This is a genomic window from Pseudomonas sp. 300 (genome assembly GCF_055803035.1).
In genome coordinates this window covers 1-15,007 of the sequence record NZ_JAVLRV010000002.1, presented here as the reverse complement: position 1 = coordinate 15,007, position 15,007 = coordinate 1, and the positions used below count along the sequence as shown (strand labels likewise).

Here is a 15,007-nt window from a genome sequence, read left to right as displayed (position 1 = left end):
TTTTGGGCACTTTGATGCCTTGTTGCGCTTTTCTTTGACGGGATAGTCTCTGGTCGTCGCTGATCTTTCAGCGATCGGGCTTGGAAACCCGTCAAGTCAAGCGAAACAACAACCCCATCACGACTGCAGTCGTTTACGGCTGTGATTCTTTGTTATGGCGGCTGTGCGTGGGACGCCTTCGAGCGTGCCGGTTTCCTTGGCTCCCGGTTTTCCAACCTGCGCACAGCTGCCACCCATTCGATTGGAAACGAACGTGGCAGCCCCTTAAGTCAAGGAGTTACCCCTATGAACAAAACAGATTCGTCCGCTCCCTCAGAACTGAAAACCATCGGCCTCACCCCCGTCATCTACTGCTCAAACCAACCCCTATTCCATGTCACGCGAGACGTGCCCCTCAGCGATGCGTTAGCCATGGCCTCCGATTTTCTGTTCCTTGCCAAGGAGCTGGCTAAACAAAACACCCTGCGAAAGCGTAGCCCTCGCAGGGTGTGGGGGTGACCATCTCATTAGCCCCCGCTGCCTCACTGGCAACGGGGGCTTTTTGATGTCGCGGGCTTACATCTCGACCTGAGTACCCAACTCAATCACCCGGTTCAACGGCAGATTGAAGAACCGCAAATTGCCATTGGCATTCTTCAACATGAACGCAAACAACGCCTCGCGCCAACGGGCCATGCCTTCGAGCTTGGAGGCGATGACCGTCTCGCGGCTGAGGAAGTAGGTGGTGCGCATCGGGCTGAAGTCGAGGTCATCGAGATGGCACAACTTCAGCGCTTGCGGCACGTCCGGTTCGTCAACGAAGCCAAAGTGCAGGATCACCCGGAAGAACCCTTCGCCGTAGGAATCGACTTCGAAACGTCGGCTCGGCGGTACCCGCGGGATGTCTTCGTAGACCACGGTCAACAGCACCACTTGCTCATGCAGCACCTGGTTATGCAGCAGATTGTGCAACAACGCATGAGGCACGGCATCCGGGCGCGCAGTCAGGAACACCGCGGTGCCCTGGACGCGGTGCGGCGGCTGTACGGCGATACTGCTAATGAAAATCGGCAGCGGCAGCCCTCCTTCGTCCATGCGCTCCACCAGCAGTTGTTTGCCACGTTTCCAGGTGGTCATCAGCACGAACAGCGCGATACCGGCGATCACCGGGAATGCACCGCCCTGGACGATTTTCGGCACGTTGGCGGCGAAGTACAGACCGTCCACCAGCAGGAAGCCAATCAGCACCGGAACAGCGAGCAGCGGTGGCCATTTCCACAACAACAGCATCACCGCCGACACCAGGATGGTGGTCATCAGCATTGTGCCGGTCACCGCCACGCCGTAGGCCGAAGCGAGGGCGCCGGAAGATTCGAAACCCAACACCAGAAGAATCACGCCAACCATCAGCGCCCAGTTCACCGCGCCAATGTAGATCTGCCCTTGTTCGGCGCTAGACGTGTGCCGGATGTGCATGCGCGGAATGTAACCGAGCTGGATCGCCTGACGGGTCAGGGAGAACGCGCCGGAAATCACCGCTTGCGAGGCAATTACCGTAGCCAGGGTCGACAAGCCGACCAACGGGATCAATGCCCAGCTTGGCGCCAACAGATAGAACGGGTTGCGCGCGGCTTCCGGATCACCGAGCAGCAAAGCGCCCTGGCCGAAGTAGTTCAGCACCAACGCCGGCAGCACGAGGATGAACCAGGCGCGGGCAATCGGCTTGCGCCCGAAGTGCCCCATGTCGGCGTACAGCGCTTCGGCGCCGGTCAACGCCAGCACCACGGCGCCAAGGATCGCCACGCCCATGCCCGGATGGACGATGAAGAAGCGCACGCCCCAGACCGGGTTCATCGCTTGCAACACTTCCGGGTGCTGAATGATGCCGTAGACGCCCAGCGCGCCCAGGACCAGGAACCAGGTGACCATGATCGGCCCGAACAGAATGCCGATTCGCGCGGTGCCGTGGCTCTGGATCAAAAACAGCGCCACCAGCACGACCAGCGACAGCGGCACCACCCAATGGTCGATGCCTTCAAAGGCCAGCCCGAGGCCTTCAATCGCCGAGAGCACGGAAATCGCCGGGGTGATCATGCTGTCGCCATAGAACAGCGCCGCGCCGATCAGCCCGCAGACCACCAGCAATGTGCGCAACTTCTTGTGTCCCGCCGCTGCCCGTCGAGCCAGCGCAGTCAAGGCCATGATCCCGCCTTCGCCCTGGTTGTCGGCGCGCAGGACAAACATCATGTACTTGATCGAGACGACCCAGATCAGTGACCAGAAGATCAGCGCCAGGATGCCCAACACGCCGTCATGGTTGACCGGCACACCGTAGCCACCGGAAAACACTTCTTTGAGGGTGTACAGCGGGCTCGTGCCGATATCGCCGTAAACCACCCCGACCGCCGCGACCAGCATGCCGATCGGCTTCGCCGTCGAATGCTCGGCACCCGCCGCCTGACTACTTGCCTGCCCCATCCAAAACTCCTACTACTCAGACCCGGACTTCTTATAAGAAGCACTATGCTTTGCCGTGCAGCATGCGCTGTTTTACATGACGTTACAGACGTTTTGTTGACTGTAAAAAATTGGTAAAGCGTAACGGCGCGAAGCATAGCGCAGCACTCGTCGCATTTCCCTCCATAAAGCTGGTCAAGTGCGTTGGTCATCGCTAGAATTGCGCACTTTTTGATCAGAGGCACACCAAGTGCCCGTTTGTCGCCTTGCCGTCTTCGGCTGGAGGCGTCACAAATACCGAGGTTAGACATGTCCACCACTCCTGCGCCGGCCAATCCAAAGGTTGGCTTCGTATCCCTGGGTTGCCCCAAAGCACTGGTCGACTCCGAGCGCATCCTTACCCAGCTGCGCATGGAAGGTTATGACGTTGTGTCCACCTACCAGGACGCCGATGTCGTGGTGGTCAACACCTGCGGCTTCATCGACTCGGCCAAGGCCGAATCCCTGGAAGTGATCGGCGAAGCCATCAAGGAAAACGGCAAGGTCATCGTGACCGGCTGCATGGGCGTCGAAGAAGGCACCATCCGCAACGTGCACCCAAGCGTGCTGGCCGTGACCGGTCCGCAGCAGTACGAGCAAGTGGTCAACGCCGTGCACGACGCCGTGCCGCCGCGTCAGGATCACAACCCGCTGATCGACCTGGTGCCGCCGCAAGGGATCAAGCTGACCCCGCGCCACTACGCGTATCTGAAGATTTCCGAAGGCTGCAACCACAGCTGCAGCTTCTGCATCATTCCATCGATGCGCGGCAAACTGGTCAGCCGTCCGGTCGGCGACGTGCTCGACGAGGCGCAACGCCTGGTCAAGGCCGGCGTCAAAGAGCTGTTGGTGATCTCGCAAGACACCAGTGCCTACGGCGTCGACGTGAAATACCGCACCGGTTTCTGGAACGGCGCGCCGGTGAAAACCCGCATGACCGAACTCTGCGAAGCCCTGAGCACCCTCGGAGTCTGGGTACGTTTGCACTACGTTTACCCGTACCCGCACGTCGACGAGTTGATCCCGCTGATGGCCGCCGGGAAAATCCTGCCGTACCTGGACATCCCGTTCCAGCACGCCAGCCCGAAAGTCCTCAAATCGATGAAACGCCCGGCCTTCGAAGACAAGACCCTGGCGCGGATCAAGAACTGGCGCGAGATCTGCCCGGACCTGATCATCCGTTCGACCTTCATCGTCGGCTTCCCCGGCGAAACCGAAGAAGACTTCCAGTACCTGCTGAACTGGCTGACCGAAGCCCAGCTCGACCGCGTCGGCTGCTTCCAGTACTCGCCGGTCGAAGGCGCACCGGCCAACGACCTCGACCTGGACATCGTGCCGGACGACGTCAAGCAAGACCGTTGGGACCGCTTCATGGCGCACCAGCAAGCCATCAGCTCCGCGCGTCTGCAAATGCGCGTTGGCCGTGAGATCGAAGTACTGGTCGATGAAGTCGACGAGCAAGGCGCGGTCGGCCGCTGCTTCTTCGATGCCCCGGAAATCGACGGCAACGTGTTCATCGACAATGGCAGCAACCTGAAGCCGGGCGACAAAGTCTGGTGCAAGGTCACCGACGCCGACGAATACGACCTGTGGGCTGAACAGATCTAGACGCAAAAAATACGAAAAGCCCTGCTCTCTTGACGAGATGCGGGGCTTTTTTACGTCTATCGTTTTGTGGGAGAAAGGACTCGCACCAATCACTGAAAAAGGGGCATTCGGCCATGCGCCAACATTCGGTCATCCACACGCCGAAACAGAGCGACTATCAGGAACTGACACAAGTCTGGGAAGCCTCGGTGCGCGCCACCCACGACTTTCTGCCGGACAGTTACATCGAATTGTTGAAGAACCTGGTACTGACGCGGTACCTCGACGCGGTCATGCTGATCTGCACCAAAGACTCGCGCCAGCGCATCACCGGGTTCGCCGGCGTCGCGGCGGGCAAGATCGAAATGCTCTTCATCGACCCCGCTCATCGCGGCCAGGGCCTGGGCAAACAGTTGCTGCGTTACGCCATGGAACACCTGAACGCCGATGAACTGGACGTCAACGAACAGAACCCGCAGGCGCTGGGGTTCTACTTCAAACAAGGGTTCGAGGTGATCGGCCGCTCGGAGGTCGACGGCATGGGCCAGCCTTATCCACTGTTGCACATGCGCTTGCGCCAAACCCATCAACGATCACAGCACGGCTGAGTGACCCTGGAACCCTGTGGGAGCTGGCCTGCCAGCGATTGCATCACCTCGCTGTCTCTGTACAGACCGCGGTGTCTGCATCGCTGGCAGGCCAGCTCCCACAGGAAATTCAACCGTACTGAAATGGAGCCGGGATTAACCGGCGCCCAGCAGGTACAATGCCCACCCCTTTTTTGTTACGGCCCTGTCATGACTGACCCGATTCGTCTCTCCAAACGCCTCATCGAACTCGTCGGCTGTTCCCGTCGGGAGGCTGAGCTGTTCATCGAGGGCGGCTGGGTCACCGTGGACGGTGAAGTCATCGACGAGCCGCAGTTCAAGGTCGAGAACCAGAAAGTCGAGCTCGACCCGCAGGCCCAGGCCACCGCGCCGGAGCCGGTGACCATCCTGTTCAACGTCGCGGCCGGCATGGACGCGGAAACCGCCATGGCCACCATCAGCGCCGAAACCCTGAGCGAAGAACACCGCTTCAGCAAACGTCCGCTCAAGGGCCACTTCCTGCGCCTGACCGCCAGCACTGACCTGCAGGCCAACGCCAGCGGTCTGCTGGTGTTCACCCAGGACTGGAAGATCCTGCGCAAACTCACCGCCGACTCCGCGAAAATCGAGCAAGAGTATGTGGTCGAGGTTGAAGGCGAGATGGTGGCTCACGGCCTCAACCGCCTGAACCACGGCCTGACCTACAAGGGTAAGGAACTGCCGCCGGTCAAAGCCAGCTGGCAGAACGAAAACCGCCTGCGTTTTGCGATGAAGAACCCACAACCGGGCGTGATCGCCCTGTTCTGCCAGGCCGTCGGCCTGAAGGTCGTCGCCATCCGCCGCATCCGCATCGGCGGCGTGTCCATCGGCAAAGTGCCGTTGGGGCAATGGCGCTACCTGTCCGGCAAAGAGAAGTTCTAAGAACTTTTCACGCCGCCACACATTCTGCCGCCGCGACTTATGCGGCGCCCACTGCCGAATATCAGGATTGCACACCATGATTCATAACGACGTACTGCGCAGCGTGCGCTACATGCTCGACATCAGCGACAAGAAAGTCATCGAGATCATCAAGCTCGGCGGCATGGACGTGTCTCTGGAAGACCTGTTGACCTACCTCGACAAGAAAGAAGAGGACGAGGAAGGCTTCGTACGCTGCCCGGACGAAGTCATGGCGCACTTCCTCGATGGCCTGGTGATCTTCAAGCGTGGCAAGGACGAAAGCCGTCCGCCGCAGCCGATCGAAGTGCCGGTGACCAACAACATCATCCTGAAGAAACTGCGCGTGGCCTTCGAACTGAAAGAAGACGACATGCACGCGATCCTCAAGGCCGCCGAGTTCCCGGTGTCCAAGCCTGAGCTGAGCGCGCTGTTCCGCAAGTTCGGCCACACCAACTACCGCCCGTGCGGCGACCAGTTGCTGCGCAACTTCCTCAAGGGCCTGACCCTGCGCGTTCGCCCACAGCAAGCCTGACGCGCGTTGACCTGTAGGAGCCGGCTGGCTGGCGATAGCGTTTTGAAGATCGCCATCGCCAGCCAGCCGGNATCTGTATAGATGTTCATTCCGCGCAAAAATAGTGGCTCCGCTTCGGGCGGCTGACGACTAGGGTGTATTGACCCTCAGCTCTCAGGATTCGCCATGCACCCGTACTTTTCCCTGCAAGGCCGCACCGCTCTGGTGACCGGCGGCACCCGTGGTATCGGCAAAATGATCGCCAAGGCCTATGTCGAGGCCGGCGCAACGGTGTATGTCTGCGCGCGAGATGCCGAAGCCTGTCAGCAAACCGCTGAAGAGTTGCGCGCCTTCGGCGTTTGCCACGGCGTGGCCGCCAACCTGGCCACTGAAGAGGGCGTGCTGCAACTGGCCACTTGGCTGGGCGAACAGATCAGCCATCTGGATATTCTGGTGAACAACGCCGGCACCACCTGGGGGGCGCCGCTGGAAAGTTACCCGATCAAGGGCTGGGAAAAGGTCATGCAGCTCAACGTGACCTCGGTGTTCAACTGCATTCAGCAGTTCCTGCCGCTGCTGCGCAAGGCCGGCTCAGAAGCCAATCCGGCGCGGATCATCAACATCGGCTCGGTGGCGGGGATTTCTTCCTTCGGCGAACAGGCTTATGCCTACGGGCCGAGTAAAGCAGCCCTACATCAATTGTCGCGGATTCTGGCGCGGGAACTGGTGAGCCAGCACATCAACGTCAACGTGATCGCGCCAGGGCGTTTCCCGAGCAAGATGACCCAGCACATTGGCAATGATGAGCAGGCACTGGCGGAGGATACGGCGTTGATTCCGATGAAGCGTTGGGGCCGCGAGGAAGAGATGGCAGCGTTGGCGATCAGTCTGGCGAGTACGGCCGGGGCTTATATGACCGGGAATATTATTCCGCTGGATGGTGGGTTTAGCCTCTAGATCGGTGGTGCGGCTATCGCGAGCAGGCTCGCTCCCACATTGGATCTCCTGAGCACCACAGATCCACTGTGGGAGCGAGCCTGCTCGCGATGACGGACTGACAGGCACCTCCGATCCTGAGGTCGATCGGGTTATCATGCCCGCCCCCATCCCGCCTCGATCGCAAACCATGACCTACAGCGTTTCCCCCATCGGCTTCGTGCGCTCCTGCTTCAAGGAGAAGTTCGCCATCCCGCGCCAGCCGCAACTGGCACCCGCCGCGCGTGGCGTGCTGGAACTGGTGGCGCCGTTCGATCAGGGCGATGCGGTGCAAGGTCTGGAGCAGGTGAGTCACGTCTGGCTGCTGTTCCTGTTCCATCAGGCTCTGGAAGAAAAGCCACGCCTGAAAGTCCGCCCGCCTCGCCTCGGCGGCAACAAGTCCATGGGCGTGTTCGCCACCCGCGCGACGCATCGGCCCAATGGCATCGGTCAATCCGTTGTGAAGCTGGACAAGGTTGAAGCCCATCGCCTGTGGATATCCGGCATCGACCTGTTGGACGGCACGCCGATTCTCGACATCAAACCCTACGTGCCTTACGCCGACATCATCGACACGGCGTCCAACAGCATCGCCAGCGCGGCGCCGCAACTGATTCCCGTGCAGTGGACGGACTCAGCGCTGCAACAGGCTCATGGCCACGCTCAGCGTCTTGAAGAGCCGTTGGTGGAGTTGATTGAACAGTGCCTGGCGCAAGATCCACGGCCGGCGTATCAGACGCCTGCGCCTGAACGCGAATATGGGGCGCAGTTCTGGGATGTGGATGTGCGATGGCATTATCCCGAAGCAGGCATGATCCGCGTTCTCGAAGTCATTTCGGCGAAGGTCTGAACACCAAAAACAACTGTGGGAGCGAGCCTGCTCGCGATGGGGGAGTGACAGTCAACATTGATGTCGACTGACACTCCCCCATCGCGAGCAGGCTCGCTCCCACAGGTAGAGCAAAGCAGTTGAGCGGCGTTCTTATTTCTCGACGAACGCACGCTCGATCAGGTAATCACCAGGCTCGCGCATCCGTGGCGAAACCTTCAGGCCGAAGCTGTTCAACACTTCGCTGGTTTCGTCGAGCATGCTCGGACTGCCGCACAGCATGGCGCGGTCGTCCTGCGGGTTGATCGGTGGCAGGCCGATATCGCTGAACAGCTTGCCGCTGCGCATCAGGTCGGTCAGGCGACCTTCGTTCTCGAACGGCTCGCGGGTCACGGTCGGGTAGTAGATCAACTTGTCACGCAGGGCCTCACCGAAGAACTCGTTCTGCGGCAGGTGCTCGGTGATGAACTCGCGGTAAGCGACTTCGTTGACGTAACGTACGCCGTGGCACAGGATCACTTTTTCGAAACGCTCGTAGGTTTCCGGGTCCTGAATGACGCTCATGAATGGCGCCAGACCGGTACCGGTGCTGAGCAGGTACAAATGTTTGCCAGGCTTCAAGTCGTCCAGTACCAGCGTGCCGGTAGGCTTCTTGCTGATGATGATCTCGTCGCCTTCCTTCAGATGCTGCAACTGGGAAGTCAGCGGGCCATCAGGCACCTTGATGCTGAAGAACTCGAGATGCTCTTCCCAGTTCGGGCTGGCAATCGAGTAAGCGCGCATGAGCGGCCGGCCGTTGGGCTGTTGCAGGCCGATCATCACGAACTGACCGTTCTCGAAGCGCAGACCCGGATCGCGGGTGCACTTGAAGCTGAACAGAGTGTCGTTCCAGTGGTGAACACTGAGGACACGCTCGTGGTTCATGTTGCTCATGTACGTGGGACTCCTGGAGATTTTGCCTGCGCCGGCGATATGCGCAATTGCATCGCATTCTAATGGCAGCGACAATATCTGTTAAATGGATTATTAAGATAAGGGTTATCGGTTATATAGATATGCGATTTACTCTCCGTCAACTTCAAGTCTTCGTCGCCGTCGCCCAGCAGGAAAGCGTATCCCGTGCTGCGGGCCTGCTCAACCTGTCGCAATCGGCGGCCAGCACCTCGATCACCGAACTGGAGCGCCAGTCCAGCTGCCAGCTGTTCGACCGCGCCGGTAAACGGCTAAGTCTTAACGCCCTCGGCAAACAGCTATTGCCGCAAGCGGTGGCGCTGCTCGACCAGGCCAAGGAAATCGAGGACCTGCTTAACGGCAAGTCCGGTTTCGGCTCGTTGGCGGTCGGCGCGACCCTCACGATCGGCAACTACCTGGCCACGTTGCTGATCGGCAGCTTCATGCAGCTCCACCCGGAAAGCCAAGTGAAGCTCCACGTGCAAAACACTGCCAACATCGTGCAGCAAGTTGCCCACTATGAAATTGATCTGGGTCTAATCGAAGGCGACTGCAGCCATCCGGACATCGAAGTACAGAGTTGGGTCGAGGATGAGCTGGTGGTGTTCTGCGCGCCCCAGCACCCGCTGGCCATTCGGGGCACGGCGACCATGGAAGAACTGAGCCATGAGGCGTGGATCCTGCGGGAACAGGGCTCTGGTACGCGGCTGACCTTTGATCAGGCCATGCGTCACCATCGCAGCGCGTTGAATATCCGCCTGGAGCTGGAACACACTGAAGCGATCAAGCGCGCGGTGGAGTCGGGATTGGGCATTGGCTGCATTTCACGGCTGGCCCTGCGCGATGCGTTCCGGCGCGGCAGCCTGGTGCCGGTGGAGACACCGGATCTGGACCTGGCGCGGCAGTTCTACTTCATCTGGCACAAACAGAAATATCAGACCTCGGCGATGCGCGAATTCCTCGACCTGTGCCGCGCTTTCACCGCCGGGGTTCAGCGCAGCGACGAGATCGTGTTGCCCACCATCGCTTAAAGCAGGATCACCGCCCACACCAGCCCGATCATGGTCAACGCCACCAGCTGTGCGGCGCTGCCCATGTCCTTGGCGTTCTTGGACAGCGGGTGCAGTTCAAGGGAGATGCGGTCAATGGCCGCTTCCACCGCCGAATTGAGCAACTCGACGATCAACGCCAACAAACAGACGGCAATCAGCAGTGCCTGCTCGACGCGGCTGACGTTCAAAAAGAACGAAATCGGGATCAGGATGACATTAAGCAACACCAGTTGCCGGAAAGCCGCTTCACCGGTGAAGGCTGCGCGCAGGCCGTCCAGCGAGTAACCGGAAGCGTTGAGGATGCGTTTCAGGCCGGTCTGGCCTTTGAAAGGGGACATAAGCGTGGCAACTGACCAAAAAGGAGTGGGAAAGCTAGACCAACCAAAGTCAAAAAAGCGTGAAGACGCCAACGCTTAGTGGCTTGAAATTGACTCAAGTTGTTGCAGAAGCAACGCCGCCTGAGTTCGGGTCCGCACATTCAGCTTACGAAAAATCGCCGTGACGTGGGCCTTGATCGTCGCCTCGGACACGCTCAGTTCATAGGCAATCTGCTTGTTCAGCAAGCCTTCGCAGACCATCGTAAGCACCCGGAATTGCTGGGGAGTCAGGCTGGCCAGGCCTTCACTGGCGGCCTTTGCTTCGTCGGAAACGCTGACCGCTTCAAACGCCTGGGGCGGCCAGAACACATCGCCATCCAGCACCGCACGTACGGCTTTCTGGATCACGCTCAGGTCACTCGATTTAGGAATGAAACCGCTGGCCCCGAACTCACGGGACTTGACCATGATCGAGGCCTCTTCCTGGGCCGACACCATCACCACCGGAATTTGCGGGTACTGACCACGCAACAGCACCAGCCCGGAAAAACCGTAGGCGCCCGGCATATTCAGGTCCAGCAACACCAGGTCCCAGTCGGACTTTTCGTCCAGGCGGGTTTCCAGCTCGGCAATGCTCGCCACTTCCACCAGACGGACGTCCGGGCCGAGGCCCAGGGTCAACGCTTGATGCAGGGCGCTACGAAAAAGAGGGTGGTCATCGGCAATCAGGATTTCGTATGTGGCCATTTTTCAAATGATCCTGTTCTTCTAACAACTCGAGGTGCAGCCACGGAGCTGCACCAACAGGGCACGTTCAACGCCAATCACGTGGCAATCACGTAAAGAATACGGCGTATCAAACTTTGGCCGCGCCCCAATCGGCGCCAAGCATGCCCAGCGAAACCAGGGTGGTCAAGGTGCCTGGCCGCTACAGATCTTTGCAGTATGGGTGACAATCAGCCTGTGACAGGCACGGTGTTCTGCACGAAAGGCATCAACTCCGCATGCGCCGGAGTTACAACGTTCATTTCCAGCTGATGTTTAGCGTCGAGGTAATGTTGGCTGAACACGTCAAAATAAGCGTCCAGTGCCGAAGCGGCCTCAACGTCGCCGGCCAGATCGAGGCACAGCGCCGCCACTTCGGCCGTGCACAAATGCTCGCTGCGAGTCGACCGGCGCAGCCGATAACGTGACAGTTTCTCGGGCAGCAGGCTCAGGATTGGCAGCGCATCGAAATACGGACTTTTGCGAAATATTTTCCGGGCTTCGGTCCAGGTCGCGTCCAGCAGAATGAACAGCGGTCGCTTGCTGCTATCGACTTCGACGGTGTTGGTCACCCGCTCTGGTTCGACGTACTCGCCCGGAAACACCAGATACGGTTGCCATTGCGGGTCGGCGAGCAATGCCAGCAGCTGAGGGTCGGTTTCCGTGCGCGACCAGATGAATGCATGGTTGTCGCGCACTACATCGGCGATCAGCCAACCGGTGTTGCTCGGCTTGAACACTTCCTTGTTGGTCATGATCAGGCACACGCCCGAGCGGGTCTCGACCTGAGGACGCCAGGCACACAGGCAATGGCTCTCGATCACGCGGCAGGCACGGCAACGCGCCGCCCTCCAGCCTCGGGCCTGAATCGGCTTGATGCCCTCCTCTTCGCGCTGATCGCGCAAGCGGGCCACGGCGTTGGGGGCGTGGTTCATCGTGGGTAACACCGGCAGACAGGAAAACTCGACACGAACGGCACTCAGGGCGATAAAAGACCCGCAGTTTACCAGAGCGGCCGGCGCAAGCCTGTACCGTCCAGACGGGCTCCCCTATAATTCGCCGCCAATGAACGCACAGTCATGTGGCTGGTCGAAGCACCAGTCACTGAACCAGGAGAGTTTCATGCTGCGCCTTATCGTTCCCACCGCTGCCATTGTGCTGGCGTCGTCCTTCAGCGCTCAGGCTGCGTCCTTGAGTGAGCAGAATCTCAACAGAGAGCTGCGAAACGTCGCCGCACAAAGCAGCGTCGGCACGCCACGGGCGATCAACGAAGACATTCTCGATCAGGGCTACACCGCCGAAGGCAATGTGTTGATCAACCACCTGAGTGTGCAAAGCAGCCACGCCAACAAGATGCGGGCTGATCCGAAAGCGGTGTACTTCCAGCTTGGCGCCTCTGTGTGCAACAACCCATCGTTCCGCAAACTGATGGCCAAGGGTGCCGTCATGCGTTACGACTTCACTGAGGTGAAGACCAACCGCTCGGTCGGCTCCGCCAGCTATCAGGAATCGGATTGCCCGAAAGCCACACCAGCCAAGAAAAAGTAGTTCAACGGGAATGGGAATTGGCGCGCCGCTGTTCATCCTCGGCGCGCAGTTCGGCCAGCAGCGCCTGTAAATAGCGCGAGCGCCGGTCGGCTCCCTCCAGACGCCGGCAGCACTCCTCTTCAAGACTCAAATGATTGGTCTCGGCCGATGACTTCAATAATCGATACAGTTGCGTATCGATCTCCAGAATGACTCTGGCCATAGCATCCCGCCTCCTTGCACTTCGCCCTTGCTTGAGCGACAAAATCCTTGAACCGCTTGTACCGTGCGCCCTGCCATTGACGCAAAGATGTCGTGTCACGCCTGTATTTCAGTAAATCAGAGTGCCGGACACTTGCCGCAGGTTCAGACGAGCGGTGAAATCACCTTGCAAATCGTCAATAAGCGGTTGCCAGGAAAGACTTTGCAGCGCAATGATCCAGTCAGCGAAAACCACCGAGAGGGTCTAGATTCATAGTGTTCCCGTTCACTTTTCAGGGCAGAAAAGGGGCTGCCTGGTTTGCGTTTTTTCATACGAATGTGTCCTTCATCCAAAGGAACAACAGAGCCTGTATGGAAGGAGAAGTTGATGCCTTACCAACCGAATGACCTCCTCAGCCGTCATTTCGAAGAAAGCGGCCACGACCTCATCAGCAAGGTCGAAGAGCAACTCAACCTGGTTTCACCCAATAGCCCGAACATTCCGATCTACCGCGACATGATCCTGACCGTACTGCGCATGGCCCAGGAAGATCACAACCGCTGGAACGCCAAGATCACCCTGCAAGCCCTGCGCGAACTCGAACAGGCCTTCCGCGTACTCGAACAATTCCGCGGGCGACGCAAAGTCACGGTCTTCGGCTCGGCCCGCACTCCGATAGAACATCCGCTGTATGGCCTGGCCAGAGAGCTGGGCGCTGCATTGGCGCGCTCGGACCTGATGGTGATCACCGGTGCCGGCGGCGGTATCATGGCGGCCGCCCACGAAGGTGCAGGCCTTGAACACAGCCTGGGATTCAACATCACACTGCCCTTCGAGCAGCATGCCAATCCCACTGTGAACGGCACAACCAACTTGCTGCCGTTCCACTTTTTCTTTACCCGCAAGCTGTTCTTCGTCAAGGAAGCCGATGCGCTGGTCTTGTGCCCTGGCGGTTTCGGCACCCTCGATGAAGCGCTGGAAGTGCTGACGCTGATCCAGACCGGTAAAAGTCCGCTGGTACCAGTGGTACTGCTGGACGCTCCGGGTGGCAAATTCTGGCAAGGTGCCCTCGACTTCATCCACAACCAACTGGAGGAGAATCGCTACATCCTGCCGACCGATATGAAGTTGGTGAGCCTGGTCTACAGCGCCGAGGAGGCGGTGGAGCAGATCAATCAGTTCTACGGCAACTTCCACTCCAGCCGCTGGCTCAAGCATCAGTTCGTGATTCGCATGAACCACAAGCTCAGCGACGCTGCGCTGGAACACATGCAGAAGGCATTCGCCGACCTGTGCCTGAGCGATCACTTCCATCAGCATGCCTACAGCGGTGAGGAGCACGACGAACCGCAGTTCAGCCACCTCGCTCGCCTGGCTTTCACCTTTAACGCCCGTGATCATGGACGCCTGCGCGAATTGGTGGATTACATCAACCTGCCGGAAAACTGGGCGCAGTCCAAACCTCAGGCGCAACAACGCACGCGGGAACCATCAAAGGTTACGTGAGGCAAAAAAAAACGGCCCGCTATCAAAATAGCGAGCCGTTTCAGTCAATCGTCCATCCCTCGACCGCTGAACAAGCGGCTGATCATTTCCATGGAGTAGCCCCGATAACTCAGGAACCGCCCTTGCTTGGCGCGTTCCCGGGCGTCTATCGGTAAATGCCCGGCAAACTTGCGTCGCCAGGTATCGTCCAGTTGCTCCTGCCAGTTGATACCGCTCTCGCGCAACGCAAGTTCGATGTCACTTCGCTGCAGGCCACGCTGGCTCAACTCTTCGCAAATACGCAAAGGGCCATAGCCGGATCGGGCACGGTAGGAAACAAAGCTTTCGAGGTAACGGGATTCGGACAACAGGCCCTCTTCCGTCAAGCGGTCAAGTGCTGTGTCGATCATTTCAGGGAGAGCGCCGCGCTGACGCAGTTTACGCGTCAGCTCGACTCGACCGTGCTCGCGTCGCGCGAGCAGGTCCATTGCGGTTCGCCGCACCGCGACGAGTGTATCGAGTACGGCGGTCATCGGATCAATCAGATATCAGCGTCAGCCAGGTCATCAGCAGTCTCTTTGACTGGCGATGCTTTAACGTCCGGCGCTGGAGTCAGCAGTTTGTCACGCAGCTGCTTCTCAAGTTTTGCGGCGATTTCCGGGTTGTCCGCCAGGAACTTGGCCGAGTTGGCCTTGCCCTGACCGATCTTGGTGCCTTCATAGGCATACCAGGCACCGGACTTCTCGACGAAACCGTGCAGAACACCCAGATCGATCATCTCACCGTTCAGGTAGATGCCCTT

Annotated in this window: 16 protein-coding genes and 2 pseudogenes; 10 read left to right on the top strand and 8 right to left on the bottom strand. The window is 59.1% G+C overall.

The window, feature by feature from the left end:
• Nucleotides 1-285: 285 nt before the first annotated feature.
• A pseudogene (locus tag Q7W83_RS06140) lies at nt 286-492 on the top strand (DUF3077 domain-containing protein); the annotation flags it as partial.
• A gap of 63 nt (nt 493-555) precedes the next feature.
• Here the strand turns inward: Q7W83_RS06140 and Q7W83_RS06135 are convergent.
• Nucleotides 556-2,457, bottom strand: coding sequence for a potassium transporter Kup (locus tag Q7W83_RS06135; RefSeq protein ID WP_150630758.1), 1,902 nt, complete (start codon nt 2,455-2,457; stop codon nt 556-558).
• A gap of 288 nt (nt 2,458-2,745) precedes the next feature.
• Here Q7W83_RS06135 and rimO point away from each other — a divergent pair, with 288 nt between their 5' ends.
• From rimO to tsaA, 6 genes are all read left to right on the top strand, one after another.
• Complete coding sequence (gene rimO, locus Q7W83_RS06130; protein ID WP_150630759.1) at nt 2,746-4,083, top strand: 30S ribosomal protein S12 methylthiotransferase RimO; 1,338 nt, start codon at nt 2,746-2,748, stop codon at nt 4,081-4,083.
• Between the two features lie 113 nt (nt 4,084-4,196).
• The gene (locus tag Q7W83_RS06125) at nt 4,197-4,670 is read left to right on the top strand and encodes a GNAT family N-acetyltransferase (protein ID WP_473655796.1); all 474 of its coding nucleotides are present in this window, start codon (nt 4,197-4,199) and stop codon (nt 4,668-4,670) included.
• A 189-nt stretch (nt 4,671-4,859) separates the two neighbouring features.
• Nucleotides 4,860-5,570: an rRNA pseudouridine synthase gene (locus Q7W83_RS06120; RefSeq protein WP_150630761.1), complete on the top strand. Its 711-nt coding sequence runs from the start codon at nt 4,860-4,862 to the stop codon at nt 5,568-5,570.
• Between the two features lie 76 nt (nt 5,571-5,646).
• Nucleotides 5,647-6,123: a YehS family protein gene (locus Q7W83_RS06115; RefSeq protein WP_150630762.1), complete on the top strand. Its 477-nt coding sequence runs from the start codon at nt 5,647-5,649 to the stop codon at nt 6,121-6,123.
• A 165-nt stretch (nt 6,124-6,288) separates the two neighbouring features.
• Nucleotides 6,289-7,059, top strand: coding sequence for an SDR family oxidoreductase (locus Q7W83_RS06110; protein WP_150638848.1), 771 nt, complete (start codon nt 6,289-6,291; stop codon nt 7,057-7,059).
• Between the two features lie 169 nt (nt 7,060-7,228).
• Entirely contained in the window at nt 7,229-7,927 is a 699-nt protein-coding gene (gene tsaA, locus Q7W83_RS06105) for a tRNA (N6-threonylcarbamoyladenosine(37)-N6)-methyltransferase TrmO (protein WP_150630764.1), read from the top strand.
• A gap of 132 nt (nt 7,928-8,059) precedes the next feature.
• Here tsaA and fpr read toward each other — a convergent pair whose 3' ends face one another.
• Entirely contained in the window at nt 8,060-8,839 is a 780-nt protein-coding gene (fpr, locus tag Q7W83_RS06100) for a ferredoxin-NADP reductase (protein ID WP_003443014.1), read from the bottom strand.
• Between the two features lie 122 nt (nt 8,840-8,961).
• On the opposite strand from fpr, the gene Q7W83_RS06095 reads away from it, so the two are divergent.
• A complete protein-coding gene (locus tag Q7W83_RS06095; protein WP_150638852.1) occupies nt 8,962-9,888 on the top strand; it encodes a LysR family transcriptional regulator in 927 nt (308 codons plus the stop codon).
• Here Q7W83_RS06095 and Q7W83_RS06090 read toward each other — a convergent pair.
• The 3 genes from Q7W83_RS06090 to Q7W83_RS06080 form a co-directional block, all read right to left on the bottom strand.
• Nucleotides 9,885-10,247: a diacylglycerol kinase gene (locus tag Q7W83_RS06090; RefSeq protein WP_150630766.1), complete on the bottom strand. Its 363-nt coding sequence runs from the start codon at nt 10,245-10,247 to the stop codon at nt 9,885-9,887. The genes Q7W83_RS06095 and Q7W83_RS06090 overlap by 4 nt on opposite strands.
• A 75-nt stretch (nt 10,248-10,322) precedes the next feature.
• Nucleotides 10,323-10,973: a response regulator transcription factor ErdR gene (erdR, locus tag Q7W83_RS06085; protein WP_017336764.1), complete on the bottom strand. Its 651-nt coding sequence runs from the start codon at nt 10,971-10,973 to the stop codon at nt 10,323-10,325.
• 209 nt (nt 10,974-11,182) lie between these two features.
• Complete coding sequence (locus Q7W83_RS06080; RefSeq protein ID WP_150630767.1) at nt 11,183-11,926, bottom strand: tRNA-uridine aminocarboxypropyltransferase; 744 nt, start codon at nt 11,924-11,926, stop codon at nt 11,183-11,185.
• Between the two features lie 187 nt (nt 11,927-12,113).
• On the opposite strand from Q7W83_RS06080, the gene Q7W83_RS06075 reads away from it, so the two are divergent.
• Nucleotides 12,114-12,539: a PA3611 family quorum-sensing-regulated virulence factor gene (locus Q7W83_RS06075; protein ID WP_150630768.1), complete on the top strand. Its 426-nt coding sequence runs from the start codon at nt 12,114-12,116 to the stop codon at nt 12,537-12,539.
• Between the two features lies 1 nt (nt 12,540).
• Here Q7W83_RS06075 and Q7W83_RS06070 read toward each other — a convergent pair whose 3' ends face one another.
• Complete coding sequence (locus Q7W83_RS06070) at nt 12,541-12,741, bottom strand: hypothetical protein (protein ID WP_150630769.1); 201 nt, start codon at nt 12,739-12,741, stop codon at nt 12,541-12,543.
• A 366-nt stretch (nt 12,742-13,107) separates the two neighbouring features.
• On the opposite strand from Q7W83_RS06070, the gene Q7W83_RS06065 reads away from it, so the two are divergent.
• Nucleotides 13,108-14,226: an LOG family protein gene (locus Q7W83_RS06065; protein WP_150630770.1), complete on the top strand. Its 1,119-nt coding sequence runs from the start codon at nt 13,108-13,110 to the stop codon at nt 14,224-14,226.
• Between the two features lie 44 nt (nt 14,227-14,270).
• On the opposite strand, the gene recX is transcribed toward Q7W83_RS06065, so the two are convergent.
• Both recX and Q7W83_RS06055 read right to left on the bottom strand, forming a co-directional pair.
• Entirely contained in the window at nt 14,271-14,738 is a 468-nt protein-coding gene (recX, locus tag Q7W83_RS06060) for a recombination regulator RecX (protein ID WP_473655795.1), read from the bottom strand.
• A gap of 8 nt (nt 14,739-14,746) precedes the next feature.
• Nucleotides 14,747-15,007, bottom strand: a pseudogene (locus Q7W83_RS06055) (recombinase RecA); the annotation flags it as partial.